The organism is Secundilactobacillus odoratitofui DSM 19909 = JCM 15043 (genome assembly GCF_001434895.1).
Classification (GTDB): Bacteria; Bacillota; Bacilli; order Lactobacillales; family Lactobacillaceae; genus Secundilactobacillus; species Secundilactobacillus odoratitofui.
In genome coordinates, this window is sequence record NZ_AZEE01000029.1 from 141582 (window position 1) to 165306 (window position 23725).

20 protein-coding genes, 1 pseudogene and 1 riboswitch are annotated in these 23725 nt (G+C 43.3%); of the genes and pseudogenes, 6 read left to right on the forward strand and 15 right to left on the reverse strand.

Features of this window, described 5'->3' with window-relative positions:
• Positions 1 to 88: 88 nt before the first annotated feature.
• Entirely contained in the window at positions 89 to 451 is a 363-nt protein-coding gene (locus tag FD04_RS08770; RefSeq protein WP_054700336.1) for an iron-sulfur cluster biosynthesis family protein, read from the reverse strand.
• Between the two features lie 179 nt (positions 452 to 630).
• Between FD04_RS08770 and FD04_RS08775 the strand changes: the two genes are divergently transcribed.
• The gene (locus FD04_RS08775) at positions 631 to 1476 is read left to right on the forward strand and encodes a prephenate dehydratase (RefSeq protein WP_056948349.1); all 846 of its coding nucleotides are present in this window, start codon (positions 631 to 633) and stop codon (positions 1474 to 1476) included.
• Here the strand turns inward: FD04_RS08775 and FD04_RS08780 are convergent.
• Both FD04_RS08780 and FD04_RS08785 read right to left on the reverse strand, forming a co-directional pair.
• Entirely contained in the window at positions 1464 to 2456 is a 993-nt protein-coding gene (locus FD04_RS08780) for a ketopantoate reductase family protein (RefSeq protein WP_054700335.1), read from the reverse strand. The genes FD04_RS08775 and FD04_RS08780 overlap by 13 nt on opposite strands.
• 383 nt (positions 2457 to 2839) lie before the next feature.
• The gene (locus FD04_RS08785) at positions 2840 to 3784 is read right to left on the reverse strand and encodes a magnesium transporter CorA family protein (RefSeq protein WP_054700333.1); all 945 of its coding nucleotides are present in this window, start codon (positions 3782 to 3784) and stop codon (positions 2840 to 2842) included.
• A 490-nt stretch (positions 3785 to 4274) separates the two neighbouring features.
• Between FD04_RS08785 and FD04_RS08790 the strand changes: the two genes are divergently transcribed.
• Entirely contained in the window at positions 4275 to 5633 is a 1359-nt protein-coding gene (locus FD04_RS08790; RefSeq protein ID WP_054700331.1) for an amino acid permease, read from the forward strand.
• A 255-nt stretch (positions 5634 to 5888) separates the two neighbouring features.
• Here the strand turns inward: FD04_RS08790 and FD04_RS08795 are convergent, their stop codons facing one another.
• Positions 5889 to 6554 (reverse strand): EAL domain-containing protein, encoded by a 666-nt coding sequence (locus tag FD04_RS08795; RefSeq protein WP_054700329.1) that lies wholly within the window; start codon positions 6552 to 6554, stop codon positions 5889 to 5891.
• 135 nt (positions 6555 to 6689) lie between these two features.
• Between FD04_RS08795 and FD04_RS08800 the strand changes: the two are divergent.
• Positions 6690 to 8090: pseudogene (locus FD04_RS08800) on the forward strand (FAD-dependent oxidoreductase).
• Between the two features lie 55 nt (positions 8091 to 8145).
• On the opposite strand, the gene FD04_RS08805 reads toward FD04_RS08800, so the two are convergent.
• The 7 genes from FD04_RS08805 to FD04_RS08835 form a co-directional block, all read right to left on the reverse strand.
• Positions 8146 to 9003, reverse strand: coding sequence for a hypothetical protein (locus tag FD04_RS08805; RefSeq protein ID WP_054700327.1), 858 nt, complete (start codon positions 9001 to 9003; stop codon positions 8146 to 8148).
• Complete coding sequence (locus FD04_RS08810) at positions 8996 to 11098, reverse strand: cellulose biosynthesis cyclic di-GMP-binding regulatory protein BcsB (protein WP_056948351.1); 2103 nt, start codon at positions 11096 to 11098, stop codon at positions 8996 to 8998. Before FD04_RS08810 ends, FD04_RS08805 begins: the two co-directional genes overlap by 8 nt.
• Positions 11043 to 12290, reverse strand: a complete 1248-nt coding sequence (locus FD04_RS08815; protein ID WP_056948353.1) for a glycosyltransferase family 2 protein — start codon at positions 12288 to 12290, stop codon at positions 11043 to 11045. The genes FD04_RS08810 and FD04_RS08815 overlap by 56 nt, the downstream gene beginning before the upstream one ends.
• Positions 12291 to 13892: a hypothetical protein gene (locus FD04_RS08820; protein WP_056948355.1), complete on the reverse strand. Its 1602-nt coding sequence runs from the start codon at positions 13890 to 13892 to the stop codon at positions 12291 to 12293.
• Entirely contained in the window at positions 13889 to 15286 is a 1398-nt protein-coding gene (gene wsfD, locus FD04_RS08825; protein WP_056948357.1) for a glycan biosynthesis hexose transferase WsfD, read from the reverse strand. Before wsfD ends, FD04_RS08820 begins: the two co-directional genes overlap by 4 nt.
• 311 nt (positions 15287 to 15597) lie before the next feature.
• Positions 15598 to 16299, reverse strand: a complete 702-nt coding sequence (locus FD04_RS08830) for a VIT1/CCC1 transporter family protein (protein WP_056948359.1) — start codon at positions 16297 to 16299, stop codon at positions 15598 to 15600.
• A gap of 16 nt (positions 16300 to 16315) precedes the next feature.
• Entirely contained in the window at positions 16316 to 16996 is a 681-nt protein-coding gene (locus tag FD04_RS08835) for a VIT1/CCC1 transporter family protein (RefSeq protein WP_056948361.1), read from the reverse strand.
• 42 nt (positions 16997 to 17038) lie between these two features.
• On the opposite strand from FD04_RS08835, the gene FD04_RS08840 reads away from it, so the two are divergent.
• The 3 genes from FD04_RS08840 (at position 17039) to FD04_RS08850 (ending at position 19410) form a co-directional block, all read left to right on the forward strand.
• Entirely contained in the window at positions 17039 to 17518 is a 480-nt protein-coding gene (locus tag FD04_RS08840; RefSeq protein ID WP_054700312.1) for a hypothetical protein, read from the forward strand.
• A 390-nt stretch (positions 17519 to 17908) separates the two neighbouring features.
• Complete coding sequence (locus FD04_RS08845) at positions 17909 to 18517, forward strand: LysM peptidoglycan-binding domain-containing protein (protein ID WP_054700311.1); 609 nt, start codon at positions 17909 to 17911, stop codon at positions 18515 to 18517.
• 476 nt (positions 18518 to 18993) lie between these two features.
• Complete coding sequence (locus FD04_RS08850) at positions 18994 to 19410, forward strand: OsmC family protein (protein WP_054700310.1); 417 nt, start codon at positions 18994 to 18996, stop codon at positions 19408 to 19410.
• A 66-nt stretch (positions 19411 to 19476) separates the two neighbouring features.
• On the opposite strand, the gene FD04_RS08855 is transcribed toward FD04_RS08850, so the two are convergent.
• From FD04_RS08855 to tenA, 4 genes are all read right to left on the reverse strand, one after another.
• Positions 19477 to 20298: an HAD-IIB family hydrolase gene (locus tag FD04_RS08855; RefSeq protein ID WP_054700309.1), complete on the reverse strand. Its 822-nt coding sequence runs from the start codon at positions 20296 to 20298 to the stop codon at positions 19477 to 19479.
• Positions 20299 to 20380: 82 nt separating this feature from the next.
• Positions 20381 to 21511 (reverse strand): vitamin B12 independent methionine synthase, encoded by a 1131-nt coding sequence (locus FD04_RS08860; RefSeq protein ID WP_056948363.1) that lies wholly within the window; start codon positions 21509 to 21511, stop codon positions 20381 to 20383.
• A 352-nt stretch (positions 21512 to 21863) separates the two neighbouring features.
• Positions 21864 to 22352, reverse strand: a complete 489-nt coding sequence (locus tag FD04_RS08865) for a GNAT family N-acetyltransferase (protein WP_054700307.1) — start codon at positions 22350 to 22352, stop codon at positions 21864 to 21866.
• Between the two features lie 65 nt (positions 22353 to 22417).
• Positions 22418 to 23089 (reverse strand): thiaminase II, encoded by a 672-nt coding sequence (gene tenA / locus FD04_RS08870; RefSeq protein ID WP_054700306.1) that lies wholly within the window; start codon positions 23087 to 23089, stop codon positions 22418 to 22420.
• Between the two features lie 84 nt (positions 23090 to 23173).
• Positions 23174 to 23270, reverse strand: a riboswitch (TPP riboswitch).
• Positions 23271 to 23725 lie beyond the last annotated feature (455 nt).

Here is a 23725-nt window from a genome sequence, read left to right on the forward strand (position 1 = left end):
TTCGATTAATCAAACAAATTTCAAACAAAAAACAGGCCAATTATCAAAATTAGCCTGTCTAAGGAAAATATTCACTACATCATCAAATTTAGTTTGCTAATACAACGTTATCCAAAATTTCGACGTTTGTGTCTACCACACCAGTATCCGTCACCAAGCTAATCAAGCCGAACTTGTTGGCTTCTAATCGTGGATGTTCATCCACAAAATTGGCAGCGTAGCCCTTAATCAACACGTCACCTAAAGGACTCGTTAGTTTATCATCGTAAACTGGATCAACAGCTTGTGACTCATCCACGATCAATAAACGAAAGCTAACGTCTAAGGAGCAAACGCCCACTTTGGAGTAAGCCCCCACACCGTCGTCAAAGTCTAAAATTAATTGTGAATGTTCGCCCAGTCGTTTTGATAAGCGTGCTTGGACGTCTGAACTCATGGTTAATTCAGTCATTATGCCACCTCCGTTTTAATTTACTATCATAGTTTAACACTGATTGTGCACAATTAGTTAATGATATGCCTGAGTAAATTCAAGACAGTGCCACATCCCGACACAGCTGATCATCATCTTATTAGGCCAATGAACTGGTATAATAAAACCAAACTAACCATAAAGGAAGTTACGATAATATGAAGTTTTCCGTTCTCGGTCCGGCCGGCACTTTTGCCGACGCGGCCGCTAAAGCTTACCTTAAACAACATCCCATCACCGATATTGAGCTCGATTACCACGCCACCTTTGACCAAGTCTATCAGGCAGTTGAACCAGATGGTATTGGCTTGTTACCGCTAGAGAATCAACTGGACGGGTTCGTGTTGGCAACGTTGCAGCGCCTGCAAGTGGCAGACGTCACCGAAATTGGCGAAGTGACCGTCCCCGTTAACTTTGGCTTGGCCGGTCGAGTGACCCAATTAACTGATATTAAACGCATATTTGCGCAGTTTAAAACCGAGGGGCAGTGCCAAAAACTATTAAGTCAGTTGCCCAACGCTCAAATCATCACCACCTCTAGCAATATGATTTCTGTCGAAAAATTACAATCCGGTGAACCAGGCGATGCTGCCATCATCCCGCAATCACAAATGGCGGTTCAAGAGTTCCCATTCAAATTAGATAATGTTGCCGACCAAGATGATAACGCCACGCGCTTCATCATTTTCAAAAAAAAGCCGGCGCCACTGGTTCTACCAGTTACGTCGACTGTCGGTGCGACACAACGCACCTATAAGTATCCACTTTTCATCACACCACCAACGGAGGAACCGGGTGTGCTCTATCAGATCCTTTCCTACTTAGCTCAGTCAAAACTCAATTTAGTGACCATCATGTCATTGCCAACTCGTCAGCAAATTGGCATCTATGCGTTCTACATTGAAATTTCAATTACGGCTGACCAACAAGCCAGCCTGTTCGATACCCTAAACGAGATGAATCAACACTATCAGATTCATCCGCTCGGTTTTTACGCCGTTTGAGTCGCCTTCTTTTCAGCTGCCTCACGTTCACGACGCTGATTTTCGTGGTGATATTCGGACAAGTGAACTAAGTTGGTTAAGAAGAGGTGGGTTTTGGCTTCGTAGTGGTATTGACGACCTAAATCTGCAATATAACCATTTATGTAATCAACTTCGGTTGGGCGATCATGAATCATATCTTGATACATGGATGGGTAGTGCAGTGGCATATCGATTCGCGTATTGATATCGAGCGCAGTCATTTCCTCATCCCGGGTTGAAACCAGTGTAATGCCTGCACGCTCACAAATATCATAGGCTTCATCAATTAATTGTCGGCCTAAATCATAGGCTTTTTCAAAGTTACCAAATTCGCCCATTTGAATTTCAAACAACGTGCACAACGTGTTAATAACAGAGTTAAAAATAACTTTGGTCATTAAAGTTCCCTTGAAGTTCGTTGTCAGGGTTGGATTCATCTGTGCTTTTTGCAGTTCGTCAAATAACCGGTGGGTCATCTCATCTGGCTTTTCAGTCAAGTTGGCCATGTTCATCTTACCGGCGCCACGCTTGCCCATGAAATCAACGTCGCCAGGGCCGTTCAAAACAGTAGCAATCAAGGCTGTTCCGGCGATAATTTTATCATCGGCAAAGTACTGCTGTAATTTTTCGATGTGCCCCATCCCATTCATACAAGTGAAGGCATATTGCTTGTCATTAAAGAAATGCTCACACCGTTCGAGGAACCCAGCCAATTGCATTTGCTTCGTAAAGAAAATTAAGATGTCTGGATCCCCATGATAGGTTTCAGGTGTTTCCAACTTAATTGGTGTGAGATGTCGATCTTGATGGTCGCGTGAAACATAGACGCCACCTTGCTCGCGAATCTTGTCAATGTGTGGCTGCCACGTGTCGATGAACGTCACATCGTTGCCTGCCTCTTGAAGTAAAATACCGTAACGTAAACCCATTGCACCTGCACCGATCATTGCAAATTCCATTAAAATCACACTCCAATTTTTTTGTATTTGATAAGAAAAAGCGCCCTTGTTCAAGCTCATCACTTGAACAAGGGCGCTTTGTGCGCTGTACCACCTTAATTTGTCACGTTCTCACAAACGTCACCTTTTCGCGTACGGCTACCATCGTAACGATACGCTAGTCCAGTAAGGCGGACTCACCGCGAACACTTCCAAACGTCGCATTCGCTGCTCAAAGGTTACTTTCGCCGTTAACTAGCTGATTCCTTCACACTTACCGGAACTCACTGACAGTTCGTTAACGTTTACTCTCCTCATCATCGCATTTATTTTCTCATCAATAATTAATGTGGCTTTAATATATACCCGAATCTGAACTTCGTCAAGCACCTTTCAAAACTTTTTTAAATATCATGATGCCACTTTAAATACCACATCAATATCGCGATTGGCACTATTGAGATGAAGATGGAGAAAAGCCAGCCCCAGGATTCTTTAACCAGAGGTAACGGCATATTCATCCCCCAGAACCCAGATACAATTGGCGGGACGGCTAACGCCAGGGACCAAACCGTTAAAAGACGCATCGTATTATTGATGCTATTATCCAAGATGTTACTGTAACTGCCAACGACCTGTTCCACAATTTCAGCCGCAATATTAGCCATCTCACGACTCTGTTCGACTTCAACTCGTAAGTCCTTTAGGTGTTGCATTTCAGCCGCTGATAGTTTCAGCGGATCGTCCTCCGCATCCGACATTACCTGCAGTTGTCGAATCGCAATCACGTTATTATTAGCAGCCGTCTTGAGGTAAACCAGCCGTTTATCAAGGTTAGATAACTGACTAATTTGTTTGTTACTTGGTCGTTTGTGGAAAGTTTCCAACCCTTCCCTAGCCTTATTCATCTCATCAATTCGATCTAAATAATCCTCATTTAATTTAAATAATAGGTTAAAAGCCACTGTAAACAGACTCTCGTTTGGTTCGGAATAACGCTGCTTAAGGTCTCCAATCACGTTTCTGATATCCGTTATGATATAGGCATTATGCGGATGCGTCACCGTAATTAACAAATTGTTCTTGAAAATAAGACAAAACGGCACAGTTTCTAAATATTCCGCACTATCCTCACCTTGTTCACCATGATTAACTGACCGAAACACTAATAAACCACAGTCGGTCTGCGCATCATAATCGAAGCGCGCCCGTTCCCGAATATCTTTCATATACATAAGGTACTTTTTGGAGATCTGATAATCATCACGCAATCGTTCCAAGTCTCGATGATCTGGATCATCGACCGCCACCCAAGTTAAGTCTTGCCAGAGTTGATGTTGTTCAAGCATCGTCCGCACGCCTCCCTACCCAAAGATCGTTACCCTCATTTTACACTAACTGAATGTTGTCATCACAACGAAATGCGTTGTTTAAACAACCATTCAATCGAAAAGTGACTGTTTTTCCAGGCCAACGACACCGTTCAAAGCGTTTTCTCCCTGCATTTTTATTTGCGTTAAGGCCTAAATTCGTGTAACATTATTCTCATACAAAACTAATAAATACTGATGAGAGCGGGAAATTAACCGACTAGCTCCCAAACATAAGCCCCGCAAACCGGACAATCAAGGTTTGAATTGTCCATATGCGGGGCTTATGTGGTCATTTACAGCGTTATGTAGCGGTCTGATCCACTATTATAATAATGTTATAATCATTGTCAGTGCTAGCCTTTCCCAATCTAATCTTGATATCTCACGCTCAGCACGATTCACATCTGCTGTTGTTTAGGCAACATTCGGGGGAAACATCATATTTATGTGAAAGGGATTAGAAATTATGAAACGAAAATTAAGTGCACGTCAGATGCAAATGATTGCGCTCGGTGGAACAATTGGTGTTGGACTCTTCATGGGGGCCACATCCACCATTAAGTGGACGGGACCATCCGTCCTCATCGCCTACGCAATCGCTGGCGTTTTCTTGTATCTAATCATGCGAGCTTTAGGGGAAATGCTCTATGTCGATCCGGATACGGGTTCTTTCTCAAAATTCGCAACTGAATACATTCACCCCTTAGCTGGGTATTTGACCGCATGGAGCAACATTTTCCAATTTGTGGTCGTTGGGATGAGTGAAATGATTGCCATTGGCGGTTATTTCGAATTTTGGTGGCCCGGACTACCAGCTTGGATACCAGGAATTGTTGCAATCACCTTCCTTTGCTTAGCCAACTTGATTTCAGTCAAGATGTTTGGTGAACTGGAGTTTTGGTTTGCCTTAATTAAGGTGGTCACCATCATCTTAATGATTATTGTTGGTCTTGGCCTCATTGTCTTCGGACTTGGCAACGGCTTCCACCCAATTGGCATTTCAAACATCTGGCGTCATGGCTTCTTTACTGGTGGTTTTAAAGGGTTCATCTTCGCGTTATCAATTGTGTTGGCATCCTATCAAGGCATCGAGTTGATTGGGGTCACTGCCGGTGAAGCTGAAAACCCACAACAAACGTTAGTTAAAGCAATTCGTTCAACTGTCTTTAGAATCCTGATTTTCTACATTGGTGCGATTTTCGTGATCCTCAGTATTTACCCATGGAACGAACTGAACAACGTTGGTTCACCATTCGTTGAAACTTTTGCTAAGATTGGAATTACCGCAGCCGCATCCATCATTAACTTCGTCGTGATCACCGCAGCCCTTTCTGGAGCCAACTCCGGAATTTACAGTGCTAGCCGGATGTCATTCACCTTAGCTAACAACGGCCAATTACCAAAGCGTTTCTTGAAGTTGAACCGTCATGGTGTGCCATTCTACTCAGTGGTTGCCATTTCACTTGGTATTTTTCTTGGAGTCGTTTTAGACTTCATCATGCCAATCTTCTTCAAAGATGCTGATAACGTCTTCGTGATGGTTTACAGTTCGAGTGTGCTACCTGGTATGATTCCTTGGTTCGTGATTTTAATCAGTCAGTTGGAATTCCGTAAGCAACACCGCGACCAAATGGCTAAGCATCCGTTCAAAATGCCGTTATCGCCTTGGTCAAATTACCTGACGTTATTCTTCTTACTCTTAACGTTGGTTTTCATGTTCTTCAATCCCGAAACCCGGATTTCGATTATCGTTGGGGTCGTTTTCCTCGCCATTATGACAATTCTGTACTTTGTTAAGTTCCATGGCAAAGTTAAGGTTGATTAACAAAATAGGCTTGTAACTTCGAATCAAACCCAATTATGGTTGATACCGAAGTTGAGAAAGATTGTCGTTTTCCAATCCGGAAAGCGACAATCTTTTTATATTCCAGCACGCTCTTCGTCATTACCTATAAATTTCAGAACCTGTGATTGCCTGCCATGCTTAATCACATTGACTCATATTTGCAAAATTAAAAAGCCTTTACACAAAGATTGCGAACAATCAATATGTGAAGGCTTGAACATTATTCTTATTTTGCTATTCCAATTTCACGAGATGAGGTTTACCATAAAAATAACCCTGACGATATGAGATATCAAGTTTATTGAGTAACTCATCTTCCTCAGCCGTTTCAGTTCCCTCTACGACCATCCGAATTCGATACCGAGAAGCCACTTCTTTCCAAAATTGCAATTGATCGACAATTTCACCTTCGCGGGTTTCGCGGCGAAAGTTTTGCATCGCGAACTTTATCTCATCCGCGTATGGTAGCAGTGGTTTAATGTTATTATAGGTATTGAACCCACTGCCCACATCATCCAAACTGATTTGTACCCCTTTTTCGGCGTACTGTTTAGCTTGGGCCACCAATGCTTCTTCCGGGACGAGTTGGTCGCTTTCTTCCTCAGTGACTTCTATAATAAGTTTTACTGGGTAAAGTTCATGTTGGGCTTGAATGAGGGCTTCAGCCATGTGATCGTCAATGAATTGGCTGCGATTAAGGTTAAACGAGATTGAACCAACTTTTAATCCTAATCGGTTGGCAGTCTGTTTAAGTAAGTTCACCTGTTCATCGACCGAAATCGCCGCGAAGTTCTGCGGTAGCTTCCAGTGCTGATCATCGTATTTGCGAATCAACATCTCATAGCCGACCAGTGAATTGGTAAATTTATTCAATTGTGGCTGGATAAAATACCGGTACACGGTGAAGCCCCCCTTTTTTCTCGCCACACTCCAAATGGTTCACTCTGATTATAGCATTTATAAAATAGTTTTTTGAACGTTTCACTTAATTTCCGTCGTTATTCCCGAAAATTCACGAAATAAGGAGTTTTAAAAATGAAAGTTATTATCGTTGGCTGTACCCACGCTGGTACAATTGCAGCAACAGAAATTATGAAAAACCATCCCGAAACCGAACTAACCATCTACGAACGCAAAGATAACTTCTCGTTTTTATCTTGCGGTATCTCTCTTTATCTTGAAGGCAAGGTTCAACGACTCGAGGACATGTTTTATTCCTCACCTCAAGAACTACGCGAAATGGGCGCTGAAGTTCGTGATAATCATGATGTTCTCAAAATTGATGCCATTCATCACCAGATTCAAGTTGCCAATATGACGAATGGTGACATCTTCACTGATACTTACGACAAGCTAATTATGACTACTGGTTCTTCAGTGCTCGTACCACCATTATTTGGTATCGATAACTCACGCGTGCTGTTGTGCAAGAATTATCAACAAGCCCAAGCTATCTACAGTGCCGCCAAAGAATACCACAACATTGCAATTATTGGTGCTGGGTATGCAGGTGTTGAATTCGCTGAGGCTCTATCTGAAACTGGTCACCACGTCTCCATGTTCCAAAGCCGTAAGCAGGTATTAAATAACTACGTTGACGATAACATGTCTGAGTGGGCTGTCAACTTATTGAGAGACCACAACGTTGATATTCACCTTGAGCATGAAGTAACCGCCTTTACAGGTGATTAAGATGGTCAAATCACGATTGAAACCAATCAAGGTGATTTCAAGACTGACGTTGCCATTGTCAGCACTGGGTTTACACCGAATACGTCCTTGTTAGCTGGTCAAGTCGACATTGAAAAACACGGTTCATTCCTCACCAACCGTTACTTACAAACGTCTGATTCAGATATCTACGCCGCTGGTGACTGCTGTATGGTCCGTTTCAATCCAACCGGACAGCCAGCCTACACGCCTCTTGCAAGTAGTGCCATTCGTCAAGGTATGTTAGTTGCTCACAACATCTTCGGGCACACACACCCTTACATTGGTACCCAGGCCAGCTCAGCCCTTGAACTCTATGGCAACACACTGGCTACCACTGGTTTAACGCTTCAACACGCACTTAATTCTGGACTCAACGCTGCAAGTGTTACCTATGAAGGTACTTGGCGACCAGAATACATGCCATCCACTGATGCGCTCACCATCGTCCTCGTCTATGACCGTGATGATCGCCGTGTCTTGGGCGCCCAATTACTCAGCAAGCACGAGATCACCCAATCAGCAAACGCCATTTCGGTTGCTATTCAAAACAACAACACCATTGACGACCTTGCATTCGTTGACATGCTCTTCCAGCCAAACTTTGACTTCCCGTTCAACTATTTAAACATGGTTGCTCAACTGGCGGTTGATCAAGAACGCACTGAAGGCCGCGATGAACCGCGCTTTACTGCGATGGGTTACATTAACCCGAATAACCATTAATTTAACGATTTCTATAAAAGCCGTGATGTAGCCTGCATCACAGCTTTTTTGTTGGTCAAACATCATACTCAGTTTCTCGAATACCAGACTGAAGCAAATCATGCGGTGAATGCATTAACGTTGCATCCCAGTCAATCACGCCAGCAATGAGAGATACATCGAGGGATTGCATGCTTTCATTTTGTTGTAATTGTGCGTTAACGGCCGCTTTAATCTTCAAAACCAACTGTTGTGCACGATTCTTATCCGCGTGCAGTAACATCCCCCAAGTTGGATGGTGTGCGTCAAGAAAGTACGTTAAGTCGTTATCCTGTGCGACGGCGGTTAAGCTAGTGGTAATGACCCTAATTAACGTTTGTTGTTGTTGGCTGCTCATTAATCGCTTCAACTCTGGATAATACCGAATCCTAAGCACAATCATTGCAACTGGTAAATCATACTGTCGATGATTGGCCACGTATACGCGCGCGTCAGTCATAAATGCCACAATTGTCCGCAAGTGGGTCTGACTATCAAAGGTTCCCCGTTCCGTTAATTGCGCACGCAGAAACCGATTATACGCGCGAAGTCGCTGCTGTCGGTTGACCATCATCGCAACCGCAATCGATAACAACCCTGGTAAAATCAGCCAGAGCATCATTTTAGTGGGCACAACCTGGTGTAATTTAAAGTTAAAGTAAGCCGTCACGGCAATCTGTAGAAAAATAAAGGCCAAGTTACTCAATAATCCCGCCATAATACCGTTAAAATAAGTGATCAAAACGACTACAACCGTAACGGCAGTGTACGCAATACTCCAGGTAAAAGCGGGTGTAACACTTACTAGTATCACCATTAGACTAAGAAGTGTTAGAAAAGCTACAAAGCTAACGTCTGCTTGTAGACCTGTTTGATTATGATCCTGATTATTCATCCGTTTGGTCCCCCTTTGTCCAAAAACCATTTTGTTGCGTGAGCCGAATCGCCACAATCCCGAATATCAATAAAATCACCGTGGCAACACCGACAAACAGCCAGAAGGTCCGATAATGATGGGCTGCAGCCTTAAAACTAGTGGGGTAAATTACAGCTCGTTTTTTAAATCGATAACTAAAGTGCTGGTTATCCTCATCTACAACGATTGCATCCGTTTGTGGGTACTGCGCCACGTTTATTTGCCGATTAAGTTGAGTCGAGGCTCGATATACATCATCGCGATGTGGTCCGGTCACAACTAATAACCCTCGTCGTGAATTATAAGGTGATCGCAATAGCTGAGCGGTCCCGATATGTTTAGCGTATTCTGATTCTAAACTGAGTTTTTCATTGCCATTAAAAGCCGTTGCTTGATGATTGAACTGAAAGTATAAGTTTGAATTCAATTGTCGAATGAATGGCGTTGCTTGTGGTGTACCAAAGGCAATCACATTAGAATGAGCCAAGTTATTTCGGGATGGCGTTTGCTGATATATCGTTAATTGACCGGTATTTTGCTTGGCGTAAGTCCCGATGAGACTCATTAAATTGGTGAGTGTTGCAAAGTCCGTATCGGTCATCCGTTGTGGCCGAATTAAGGCCATATTTTTTACCGCCCGGTCGGCCATAAATAACGTTGGGTAATTATTAAACAACAGGGTGTTGCCTGGACGGTCTGGAATTTTTGCGTATGATTGCCTTAAGACTGTCGCCCATGGCGTCTGTCGGGATTTTGCCGTTACCTTGCCAGGCATCACCAAATCAAAAATGACTTGAACTGTAAACGTACTTGGTAATGCCATCTTGGCTGGTAATTTAATTTGAATGTGATCACCATCGGCATGACTTGCGTGCAATCGCCGGCTACCGATAGTTTGGTCATTCACTTTGATTGTGACCATCGACTGTTTAAAGTTCAGGTTTTGCGCATACCTCAAATCCAGGTTGATTGTTGCATCAATCGCGTTAGTTTGACTATTGGGCATCTGCACAAAATAAGTGACCACGTGACGGCCCGTGCCAGTGACCTGATTATCCATCATCGTTAATGGTTGTCGGTTCTGAAAATGTTGTACGGAAGTCGTCGTCCGAGTCCCTTTGGTAATCAGCTTAACCGGTGATTTCGTTTGCTGCATCAATTCTTGATTGGCAATGTACTTGGCCGCTTGGTTCAATAATTCAGTTGAAGATGCCGTTACTAATAAGAACTGCCGTCCTTTTTGCTTAACGCACTTAATGACTGCATGGTGCCGGAGTTGGTTCGCAGACACCTGCCGTTGCAAACTGGCCGGTAAATGATCTGCCCTGGCCACCATGACTTGATAATCATGCAAGTCAACCGACTTCTTCAAAGGAAGCATCGGCACTATTTGATCTTCAGAAGTGACAAAACGGGATAATCCCATCAAAACCCGTGTACTGGCGGCCAGCTCAGCATCAGACGCATCCGGTGGCGTCAAAACTGCCGATTTATGATGCGCCAAGGTATCCGCACCAGTTAAGTGGGCGTAATAGGACCTAATCTGAAAATCTGGCTCGCTGATGCGATAATCAAAGTTTACGTTACTGGAACGATCTAATGTCAGCCAATTAGCCGGTGTTTGGGACGCCACAGCAATTTTCTTACCAGCTTGATTTAGCAGCTGACCGCTGACTTTTAAATTATTTTGAGACTGAATCAAACGTTTAGGGATGATAATTTGTCGGGTTTGCATCCCCGTCGTTTTCTTCGGTCGAAACGAATCGAACGTGATGCCATTCACAGCTACAGTAATATCAGAGGTTTGTCGGTTGGTCAGTTGTGACACTTGAAAATTCAAGTTAAGAGTTGCTTGATCAACCTGCCAGTAACCCATTTTGACAAAGTACATATTTGCCTGCACAGCTTGTCCAGATAAGGTCGTCGTGTTGTTTTGAAATGACTGAACGTATTGTTTGGCACTGGCCGGCAACGTCGTAACCGCAAGCATCACCAGCAGACTCATGATGACTAAGACACTATCGATAACGCTTTGTTTTATACCAAGTTGCTTGTTGATGAAAAATTTGTTCACGGCTATACCCCACCATTCCATAAATTGCGACAAGCAACCACATCTGACTATACGCGAGGTACATCAAGCAGATGAGGCCTAAATTCTGAAGGGTCATTTCACCCTTTTCAGTTGTGATCGTGATAAACGTACTCAAAATGAATAACAAAATAGCTAATCCCCAGACCACGTTACTAAACCCTTGAAGGGTGACGTGGACTATCCCGGCAACTGATAGCACAAAAATTACGTCTGAAAAAACCAGTGCGGTCATTAGGAAAAAATAAGTGGCCATAAAATAAATCAAATCAAACCAGATTCGGTATGCACTTGGCTTTAGAAGCAGCCTAACGTTTTTTGCAATAACGTAAATATTACCTTTCACCCAACGCGTCCGCTGATGAAACCAGACTTCAAATGTTTGGGGCTCTTGTTCCCAAGTGACGGCGTGTGGTTCAAAACCAATTCGATAGCCGTTTTGATATACCCGAAAACTAATTTCAGTATCTTCAGCCAGCGCTTTAACATCCCAACCACCAATCTGTTCAAGTAAGTCACGGCGAATCACGTAATTAGTGCCCGGAATGGTGCACAGGTGAAAGAGCTGCTGTCGACCAGCCTGTGCCATCCACTGAAACGCCAGCGTCTCGATGTTGATAAACTTGGTGAGCCAACTGGCCGCCTTATTTCGCGTCCTAAATTTCCCGATGACGGCGCCTAACTTAGCATCGTGGCAGAGGGCTGCCACCAGACTGCGTAAGGCTGCGGCCTCAGGTGTATTATCGGCATCGTAGACCGAAATCAAGGTCCCCTTAGCTTGTTTTAACCCGATATTAAGCGCATTCGATTTACCAATACCGCCGTTTTGCGGCGTTGTGTTGATCACTGATAAGCGACCATTAGTTGTCCTTGTTTGCAAAGCAGCTAACAACGCAGCTGACTGGTCGCTTGAATTATCATTGATAATAATCACTTCATACCGGTCCTGCGGATAATCCATTGCCAATAACGCCATGACGGTTTTTTCAAGCACCACTGCTTCGTTATGTGCGGGTACTAAAATTGAAACAAACGGTACCCGTTGTGGCAAAGTCACCACCGGCTCTCGCTGCCACTTTAAGTAATATACGTAGCCGGCAATCGTTAAGATTAAGTTCACAATTAAGATGCCCCAAATTGCGATGATTGCTAAAAATAACGTCCAATTTAACATCTAATCCCTCATTTTTTGCTTTCTAAACAACCGGCGTTGAATTCGCCAGCCATACCAAAGTAGCCCTGTCAGACTGAGACCAATAATGGTGAACAACCACATCAGGGCCTTTGTTTGCCAGACAATAACTCGATTCAACCCTACCGTTGATTCTTTTTGGTGAGAGGCAACAACGTGTCGCTGAGGTTTGGTACCCAAGTCATGGACCACCACCCCGTTTATCCAGTACCGGCCAGCCTCATAACGATAATGCGTTGCACCGACATGAAGGATGGCTGCCGACGAATTGGCCGGATCAAGCCAAGATACATTCAGCTGCCGTAATCGCTGAAGCGCTGATTTAACGGCCACTTCACTGGTTGGCATCCGCAGTAGTAGCACTGTAGGTTCACGAAATAATAATCGCCGTGGTTGAGATACTGTTTCAATTGTTCGCAACGGCAGACCAACGCTACCAGAAGTAAAAACTCGGCTGTGCGTCATTTTTGATGACTGCCATGGCGCCTTAGCGTTCACCATAATATCGGAATTTGGCAGTAGCAGCGCGTGATTTCCTCTGCTCAAAACAGCTTGCTGTCGACTCAGCGACTGATTCCAAAAACCAGCGGCACTGACACCAATTGGTAACACGTGTTTTTCACGTAATTGATGTAACTGTCGCCGAAAAAGTGCTGTCAATTCAGCCTGCGTAAGTCGCTGGACACCAGTCTCAAGCGGTGGTCTGAAATAAACCACACCACCATGTAGTTGTGCATACTGCAACTCGCGCGTAAAGCGGTAAAAGGCGGCCAATTCCGTGTTGTGATCAAGACTACGGACACTTAACGCAAATGGGGTTCGGGTGCGCACAAGTCCCTTAATCAAGTGATGCAACTGCGCGACGTTCGTGTAAGGCGTAATATCCGTAATCGCCAGCAACGGTTTTTGACTCGGTACGTCACTACTAAACAATTGCGCCATCAAACCCACGGTCGCCATCACTGCCACACCATCTGGTACAACTATCGGTAAAAAACCTTGATTGTGTCGAATAATGCCAAAGGGTAAATTGCGCTGTCGGGTTGTCTGTGGCATGAGTGTTCCGAATTGAGTCCCACTTGAAGGCGATTTTTCAATAATCGGCAGACTCTTTTGGGCCGTTAACCACTGTTTTTGCTGACTGAATTGCAACTGAAATTGCTGATGTGGCTGAGACTGAACCTTGCCTAGCGCGCGTTCCTCATCTTGAGTCAGTAATGCACCAATATGTAGCTTTGGTCCGGTAAAGTGGCGCCGGTCGTTGATAAAAGCCCGTTGCTTGATTCTTGCGTTTGGCCAGTTAATTAATGTGACGATTCCTTGGTAGTGTCCGTTGTTAATCATTCCAGACTGATAATCGCTCAATCTTATTGTCGTAACCGATAAGTTCAACCCAGTTAACTCCCGCTGAACTAAATCAAGTGTCCGATCACCATGCTGTGCAATATTTTGTGAATCATAGACTAGTAAAATATTAGCAGGGTGGTTCGCTGTGGCTTGGGCGTTCGCCACTGTGGTCATACTACCAACCCCGATACTCAAAATGAGGCCAAGCAATACTCGCCACAAAACAATCAGCTTCATCTATCCCACCTCCACCATAAACGATGATTCATTAAATCAGCGGCTAAAACCAAACCACCAAGGCTTAAACTTAAAACGACCATGAGTAGATGTGAGGCCAGATCAACCATGCCATACAAAAATAAACTCATTACTGGAACCAAAATAACGGCTGTCATGAGCCCGATTACGAGCCAACCGCGACCCATTGGGTGATGATGACGGCGCCTTAACCAAATATCGATTAGATAAACGCTAATCACAATGCCCGCCATTAAGCAGTCAAAGGTGTACTTGCGTGGAAAAAAGGTGGCCAGACTTTGACTGAAAAGCATGAAACTCGTTGTAAGAGACTGGCGATGAGCTGTTGAACCACTAGCAACGGTTGCCACTTGTTGTCGCTTAATCAAGGTTAGGTTAGTGGCAGAAGCATCTAGTAACGTCTCGAATTGTTGTTGGTCACGAGCGTACGCCATCACCAACCATGGCAGGTCATACTGGTTCATAACGCGATGTTGAATCAACGTATCTGTCGGTAAACTGGCCGCGAAAGCATTCGGAAAGTAGGCTTGACCTCGCAATAGTGAAAATTGAGGCTCGATGTTAGCCGTTTTGACTGCTCGTTCTGGTCTTTGATTTAGCAAAATTCCCTGTGATAACGCCTGAAATTTATTTGCCGCTTGATTTTGACGGGTCAGGTTATTTGCTGAAAAGCCACCCACCATCAACAAGCCAATGATCACCACGACAGTCATTGATTGAGATGAGCGTGTTAAGAACGTCACGCCCATTAGAATTAAGCTTAACGTGAGTAAACTGGTACTTTCTTGTGTTAATAATAAGAGCGCCGCCAGCAAAGTAAAAAAGACCATTCGCCATTTATTACCAGTTTTATATCGCAAATAATATAAACAAAAGCCAACTACAGCAATCATCAAAATATACGCCAGGGCTTCCGGATAAAATGAATTAAAGTACAGCGTAAAGGCTGTATCAGCGAGTACGATCACGACTAATCCAGCTAAACAATAATCTCTCAGTCGTCGTCGCTGACCCAACAGTCCCCGGCAAAAAAGGAAGATACTGCCGACATACAGCACTAAATAAACGGCACCTAAAAATTCAAGGTTAAAATATCGCTGACTATAAAACACACGGTTAAACCAAATTGCGAGTTGAATGGCCAAATCTTGACTCGTTAAATGTGACAGGTAAAGCGGATTATGATACTTCATGATTCCCAGTTGAGACGTTACCCCACCATGATTTGATGGCTTCAACCAGTACAGACCGTTAGTCGCCAATAACCAATCAAAACTACCGTTATTGCCATAACCATGAACCGGCGTGCTAAAAACTAGCCATCCCGTAATTATGGCACAGCCCAACGTAGCAACAACCGCTGGACTGATCATTTTTAGTCTTTTTAAGCGCCTCAAGGAAACCCCTCCACGAATTAATTGTTTTAAGAAACAGATTTATCTTACCTGACACACGTAAGCTGAAACAATAGGAGTAAGCTTACATTCTTCGTAGAATAAACTGTCGCATTAATGGCAATTTCATGATGCTAGAATTAGTTCGTATTAGACGCGCCATATCAGCATTTCTAGTTAAACAATTTTAAATAACTGGTTAATTTATAATTTTATTTAAATGCAAAAAAATAACTGTTAGATTTTTGAGTTAAAATCTAACAGTTATTTTAAATTCATCATTGTGCCAATTACAGCATCAGCCCAACACCATAGTGAATAATCATGGTAATAATCCCCACAATAACATTCCGAATAATTGCTGTCTTAACTAGGCCATTACCCAACTTGGCACTTAAAAAACCAGTAATGGCAACCGATAAACAAACCGCTAGAATAGTGGCCTGCCATTGAAAACCAACCGGTGCCAATGTCATGGCTGCCAATGGGAAGACCCCGCCTGCTGCAGCTGAAAATAATGATGAAAAAGCAGCGTTCCACGGATTCATGTAGTGGTTAAGGGTTAAGTCATATTTGACACTCACCACCGTTTCCAATGGCTTTTTAGCCATCAATTCATTGGCAATCTTAGTCGCCGTAGCTTCCGTCACACCACGATCTGTGTAGTGATTAATGACAGCTTGAACTTCATCTTCATAATTGGTCTTTAATAGCCGTTCTTCAGTTCTAACAACGGCTTTTTCAGTATCCTTTTGGGTACTAACCGATGCGTACTCACCAGATGCCATCGAAAAGGCACACGCTAACAAATCGGCCAGTCCAGCAATAAAAATTGTAAATTGATTAGTCGTTGCGACGGCCACACTAAACAGCACGCCGACAACAGTTAAGATACCATCGTTTGAGCCCAACACACCTGCACGTAAGGTATTCAACTTTTCTTCCATCGTTTGGGTGGGCTTCTTAGTTGGTTTTGTTGCGATTTCACTCATAAATAAGTCCTCCCTTTTAACCACCAATTAGGCTGCCGATAACGTAAGTCACGATCATCGTTAAAATGCCTGAGACAACGTTTCTCACAACACCGTTAAGTTTATTGGCATTACCTAACGCAGCAGCTGAAAAACCAGTTGCACTCAACGCAATCACCACAGCGATGAAAGTACCGAGTACTCGAATCGAATTAGGTAACATGGTAATTGCAACTAGTGGTAAAATAGAACCAATTGGAAATGAAATCATTGATGAAACCGCGGCAGCATACGGACTAGTATATTCACCAACATCGAAGCCATAGCGTTCGCGTACGGTTGTCACTAGCGAATCCTGCGCCATCATCTCACTGGTCGCCTGACTTGCTAGTTCTTCATCGATACCATCATCAATGTATTTTTGTTTCACGAAATTAAATTCGTTATCGTACTCATCTTTGAGTGCCGTTTTTTGGGTCATGATTGCTCGCCGCTGCGCATCCTTTTGCGTGTTAACCGAAACGTATTCACCCATCGCCATCGAAACCGTACCGGCCAGCATTCCTGAAATACCCGAAATAAAAATAGCAAAGTTATTTGTTGTCGCACCGGCAACCCCAATAACGATACCGGCAACTGAAAGGATACCATCGTTGGCACCCATTACGGCAGCACGCATAATATTGATGCGTTGTGCTAACGTTTGCTTTTTCTTCATAGCGTTTATCCCCTCTCTAATTTAGAATGATTCTTATCTACAATGATTATTGTAGGCTATTTGTCTGGAAAAGTAAAACAAATTTCTCAATTTCTTTCGGTAGTCAACAACTCAATTGGAGGCGACATTATTATAGAAGCAATTGTCTCAAAATATCGTACACTCTACGAAGCAACCCGCACAAAAATTCTTGCTAAGCGCCTTACCAACAGCGAAGTAACAACTTTTAAAACTCAACTTGATCAGCTGTCAACGCAAAACAGTGAAATTGACCAACTGACCCATAATTTAGTTCAGGCTTATCAAGATCTGATTAACGCCAACCTCACTTATTCATCGCATCAGCTGTTTTTTGTCCTAAATCTCAATTATGATCACACAACAATTGCACTGCCAATTTCTCAAAAGCAACTGACTGACTGGCAAAAGTACCACAATCCTAATGCAACGCTTTTCACCCAGAATGCCTTTCTCTTTAACGGTCTATCGATTGATGAAACCGCCGCTGAAGCGTTATTGTAACATCCGCTTAATATTTCACTTAATATATACAAAATAGCCATCCTATCCGTTCAAACTTGATAGGGTGGCTATTTTCAACTTGTTTTCAATTTATATCCATGTTTGTACTACCAAAAATGCGTTGCTAAATTCTCATTTGCACAGTTTTTGCTCATTTATACGTAACATGTTTGTCATTTATCGCTTACATATTTCAATTCGTAACAGTCATATGACAAAATTTCAATTATATTTCCCATTTCTAAATTAATGTAGTGAGTTTGTTACTGAAAAGGTAATTTAGCATGTTATAGTAGCACTCGTGGCATGAATAACTAATAGTTTACTTATGCACACATTAACTCAATTCCTATGCTTCGGCATAAAATCGAAAGGTTGGAAATACACAATATGTTACAGAAAACATTTGTTACACGTAGTTTAGTCCTATTTGGTACCTTAATTGGTCTTGGTTTTGCTACTACCTCTGCATCCGCTAAAACATACACGATTAAGGCTGGCGACAGCCTTTGGAAGATTGCCGACGCCAATGACACAACGCCTAATGCCATTGCTAAGGCAAACGGAATGGGTTCGGTTAACGCTGTGATTTTACCAAACCACAAGCTCACTATTCCAACTAGCAGCAAGACTGCTAAAAACACGACTGTGAAGTCACTAACTGAAAGTGACACCAGCACGACAACCAAAACCACGAGTCAATCAACTGCCAAGAGTGGTTGGACGACAATGGTCGCAACTGCTTATGATCCACAAGTTGCTGCCGGTGGACAAGGTACTTCAATTCCTACTGGAACTGGCGTTGCTGCTGCTTTGGATCGTTATCCAAAGGGCACCCAGCTTGAAATCAAGTTCCAAGACGGGCATACTGAGAATCGGGTTGTCAACGATACCGGTACTTTTGCCGCAAGTAACCCTAACCAATTGGATATCTCAATGACAAATGCCGAAGCAATGCAATTCGGTCGTCAATCAATCCAAGTTCGCGTTGTCGGTTAATATGACACAGATGATCCGCTGACCAGCTCCACATTCCTCCCCTGATTACCGATGGTTAGGCGCGTCATCCTCATCCTTTAAAAATCAAACAGCGAGTGTGGGACAGAACTCGTTTAAGTCCCAGAATAGAAGTGAGAAAATCGTGGATTCCTGATTTGTAGGAATCCACGATTTTTTCGCTTCTATGACCGGGGCTTGAGTTCTGTCGCACGATTAGGCTAGATAATAGTCTTGAAATTAGTGAAAATTTTTAATTAACTTGAAGCTAAGAAACTAGTTCAATTTTTGACAATATAAACTTTTTTCCTCAGACTCACTGTTTTTTGAAAATATTACCTAATAGCTGATATCTCGTGCACCAATTTAGTCTCAATGCCAAAGACAACTCATCAACCTCACCCCGCACAAACCAGATTTACAAGAATTCTGCAAAAAAGTGCTACAATAGTATCATTATCTTTTTAGGAGGCACTACAATGGGAAAATACATCGTCCATTCAACCCTGCGGCCCGCAGGAACACAAGTCATGAACCGCACAGGTAGTCACAGCTACATTGCCGATGAGCCAATTGTCGCTCGTGGTACCGATGCCGGCCCCAACCCCGTTCAATATCTTTTAGGTGCCGTTGGCAGTTGCATGAGCGTTACAGCTCGTGATATCGAAAACGACGAAGCCAATTTAACGATCAAAAAATTTCAAGTGGATGTTTCGGGTGAAACAACCCATTATCAAGACGGCAGTTCCAAAGTAACCAACATTGATATCAAAATCACCGCTGAAACCAACCTTTCACCGGCTGACCACCAATTTTTCTTAAACGAAGTCGTTCGGAAGTGCACCGTTCACGAATCTCTGATCGGTTCGATTCCAATGACCATTAACTTCGTTTAATCGTAATTAAACGCCAAAGCCCCATCAAAGACGATTGTTCATCGTACTTTGATGGGGCTTTTTGAATTATAGCGCCATTTTGAGTGTTTCAAGGACCCCGCTATGGTTATTATCAAACTGTGTGACATGAGCAGCTGCGTTTTGAATCTTAGCGGCTGCATTTTTCATCGCATAACTATTTGGCGTCATTGTCAGCATACTTAAATCATTCTCATTATCACCAAACGTCATCAACTCATCGTCTGCCACTTGATAATGTTCTTGCAAGGCCCGGATACCGGACCGTTTATTCGCATTGGCAGAGCCGACTAGATCCGTGTTAAATCCCGAAGTTTCACTACTTAACTTCTGTGGTAATAACTTAGCCAAACGACTAGATGCCTGATCAAAATCAACTCCTGGTGTGAAACTGATTGCCAACTTAGTGAACTGATCCTTAACAGCTCTAGCGGCAATTTGGCGCAAACTCGTCACACCGATAACTGGTCGGTAGTAATATTTGACGATTTTAAGTGCCTCTGGATCCATATCTTGGTTAACGTATGTTGCATTTAAACCAGCCACAACTTCTTGATTAATCTCGCCTGGCGCAAATGTTTGACTCAACAATTGCAAAACATCGTGAACCTGGTCATCACTAATAGCCTCAATGTGTTGAAGGTCGTGACCACGATGAACAATTGCGCCATTTTGCGAGATGTAATCCATTTGATCAGCCACTTCAGCAAACTCGTGCCGGAGCCGTTGATACTGCGACCCGCTGGCGGCGACGAAGTGGACGTTGTTTTGTTTCATCCGTTTAAATAACGTTAGAAACGCCTGTTTATCATACGTCCGCTCGTCATTTAAGAACGTGCCATCCATATCGACCGCTACCATTTTAATCATCTGAATACCTCGCTTTGTATTTTTCTCAATACCATATATGATAGCGAAATTTCAGACAAATTGCATGTGCAAAATCAAAAACTTAAGCTTCTGGCCAGACTTTTTCGGCAATCGTTTTAACTAACGTCAATTTTGCCCACTGTTGGTCTTCCGTTAATTGGTTACCTTCTTCGGTAGAAGCAAAACCACACTGTGTTGACAACGCGAGGTTTTCTAGTGGTACAATCTTGGCCGCTTCCTTAATTCTGGCAATCACGGCATCCTGATCCTCTAATTCTGGGAACTTAGACGTCACCAGACCAAGTACTAGTCGCTTGTGTGCATCTTGATTCCAGATGCGTGCAAGGGATGCAAAACTACCTGCACGTTCGCTATCATACTCAAGAAACAGACCATCGTAGTGTAATTGTCCTAATTGATCAGCCACGTCATCATAACTACCTGAGAAAAGATACGTTGATTTAAAGTTGCCGCGACAAATATGGGTCGCAACGGTTAAATCAGCTGGTAAGCCTGCCAAAAAGGCGTTGATTACACGAACACCGTCATTAGCGAGTTGCTCGTATTTCGCGTGTTCTGCTGGCTGATCCTTAGTTTCATTTAGTTTACTAATCAAAAAGGCCCACGTCGTATCATCAATTTGTAAGTAACGACAACCTAAAGCATAGAAGTGTTCGGCCGTATCGTGATAAGCCTTAGCGACATCGTCCAAATAGGCATCCCAAGTTTCGTAAAATTCGTGCCAGCGGTCACTTCGATTATCGCGGAACAACATGGTTGGGGACGGAATCGTCTGTTTAACTAACACACCGTCAGGAACGATTGACTGAAGGTATTTGAAACTATCGTAGAAGGGATGATTGGGGTTCTCAGAAACGTGACCGGTCAGCTCAACATTATCGGTTCTGGTCGTGTCACCCTTGAACTTATAACTCTTATGGTAATCGTACTTATCCACACCAGTAAGGTTCCATAAGAAATCCAGATGCCACCAGCTACGGTTAAATTCACCATCTGTAACCGCCTTAAAACCGAGAGCGACTTGTTTTTCAACGATTCGTTTGGTTTCTTGACGCTGAATGCGAGTTAATTCTGCCTGATCAATTTTACCAGCAGCAAAATCTTGGTGGGCTTGTTTTAAATCTGCTGGCCGTAATAAACTGCCAACGACGTCGTAACGATATGGATACTGCGTTAAAGTAGATGCTGTCATAATTATATTTCCTCCTGAGCGTTAATGATTGAATAAAAAAAGCGCCCCTTGTTCAATTGAACAAGGGGCGACGAGTCGCGGTACCACCCTAATTTTACACTACTTACAGTGCCTTCCAGTACAATGACTGGACCGTTAACGGTGGCTACCCGGAAAGTCAGCCTGATGACCGACAATCAGCTACTCAGAGTTCATCTTTGCAGACCTTCTGAATGCTCCCTTTCAGCTACCGGAGTTCTCTGTAATCAGTCATTCTGCGCTCTTCTCTTCAAAGCAATCGATTAACAAATTAAAATTTAATGATAAATATAATCGCTTCTGTCCGGAATGTCAAGCCGGCAGCCAACTCAAATTAAACGCGTTTGGCCAAATCCATTAGATACCAAGTGTCACAAGCACCATGCCCTGACTGAGGCAGTGGCGCTGCCAAAGACTGAAACCCCACTTTTTGATAAAGTTGATTAGCCGCAGTCATCGTTGCAAACGTTTCTAGGTAAAGGGACTGATAGTGAGCCTTGGCATAATCAAAACACGGCGGCAGTAACTTGGTCGCCGTACCGTGGTGCCGAAAAGAAGGGTCAACGTAAAGCTTTTGGAGCTCTGCAATCCCATCATCAGGCGCAATCGGCCCAACCCCACAACCACCAACAACTCGTTGCTGATCGGTTACCGCTACGAAATAACGTGCTGCCGGTGTTTGACCATACCACTCACTCAAATGATCCACAAACGGATCAAAATACGCCGTTCCTGGTAAGTTGAGGTGTAATTGTTCCAGACAAGACCGTAATATTGTCGCCATCTGAGCGTCATCTCGTGATTGAATCTCTCGAATTTCCATATGTATATCATCTTCCTCTATGTTTGTTTCAGATTATAACAAACGCAGGAGAAGATGAACATCCTTTACGCCGTTGCCCGCCAATTTTGTTTATCCATCGCCATTTGCCAAAAAGCTAGCTCGTAAGCACTGCTTCGTACAAAGGCTGTTTGCATCTTATCACGACCGGCTGCATCGACCTGAGTGGCTGCCTCATTAGTTAACGCAATCATTTGATCCACACTTTGGGTATAGTCGTCACTATCGTACGTTTCAATCCAGCGCTGATACAGTTGATCAGGCGAGCCTTGAGCAACAAGTTGTTGCCCAATTTGATTATATAACCAGTAACATGGTAATAGCCCGGCAATCGCTTGTTGCGGTGTACCACGGTAAAGTTCCGCATACATATGATTCACGTAGTTGTAAGCTGTTGGCGCAATTGGTGTGCTGGCCAGTTCGTCATCCGTAATCCCAAGTTGCTCAAAGAAGCCTTCGCGCACCGCTATTTCACCATCTTTAAGGCCCTGTGCCCCCGCCAGCAAAAATGCCTTGTCCTGCGCGTTATCCACCTGCTGGGCGATCAATTCATGGAGCTTGCCAAACTCACTAAGGTAATAGCGGTCTTGGATCAAGTAATAACGAAAAACGTCAGCTGGTAACGTGCCAGCTTGTAATTCATGAATAAAAGGATGTTCAAAGCTCTTTTGCCATAGCGGTGCTGCACTTTGATGAATTTGATCGGTAAAGGTTGTCACAAGAATCCCTCCTGTTAGAGCACATATGACTTGAACTAGAAAAAACCGACCGGAGAAATTCCCCAGCCGGCAGTTTTAGACGTTATTTAACAACGTTAACTTTCCTACGCGAGGGTTAGCTCACAGGTTCAAAGGGTTCGGTCGGTCACCGTCTCAGCAATATGCGCCCCTAGTTAATTGATTTATTTAATCAAGTATACCACAGCTCAAATGATTCGTTCGGGAATTGTATTTGCCCTTTAGAGGATTCCGATGGCTTCTCCAGTCAGCGATTATTTCAAACCGTAATTCCTGAATTAGGGTAGCTTTTGGCGAAAATAGCTAGTATGATAAATTAAACTTTTCAAATAATTACATTAAATTCGTTTTAATTTTTCACAATAAACTGAAATTCGAATGAAAGCTGCTTATTAAATCGTATGATTTAATCGCTCACTTCCCATGAAAAAAGCTTTCATTCAGAATAGCTCGTTTATTCTTCCCGTTCAAAGTTCAACCGCTATCGCGTTGAACTTTTTTCCAAATGAAAACTATTTCAATCACACACTTACAATCCTTTAATTTTCATCCAGCCAATTATTTTTTCAATAAGACGTTGTAAATAACGTTGCTGGTGTGTTTTCAAGTCCAATTATT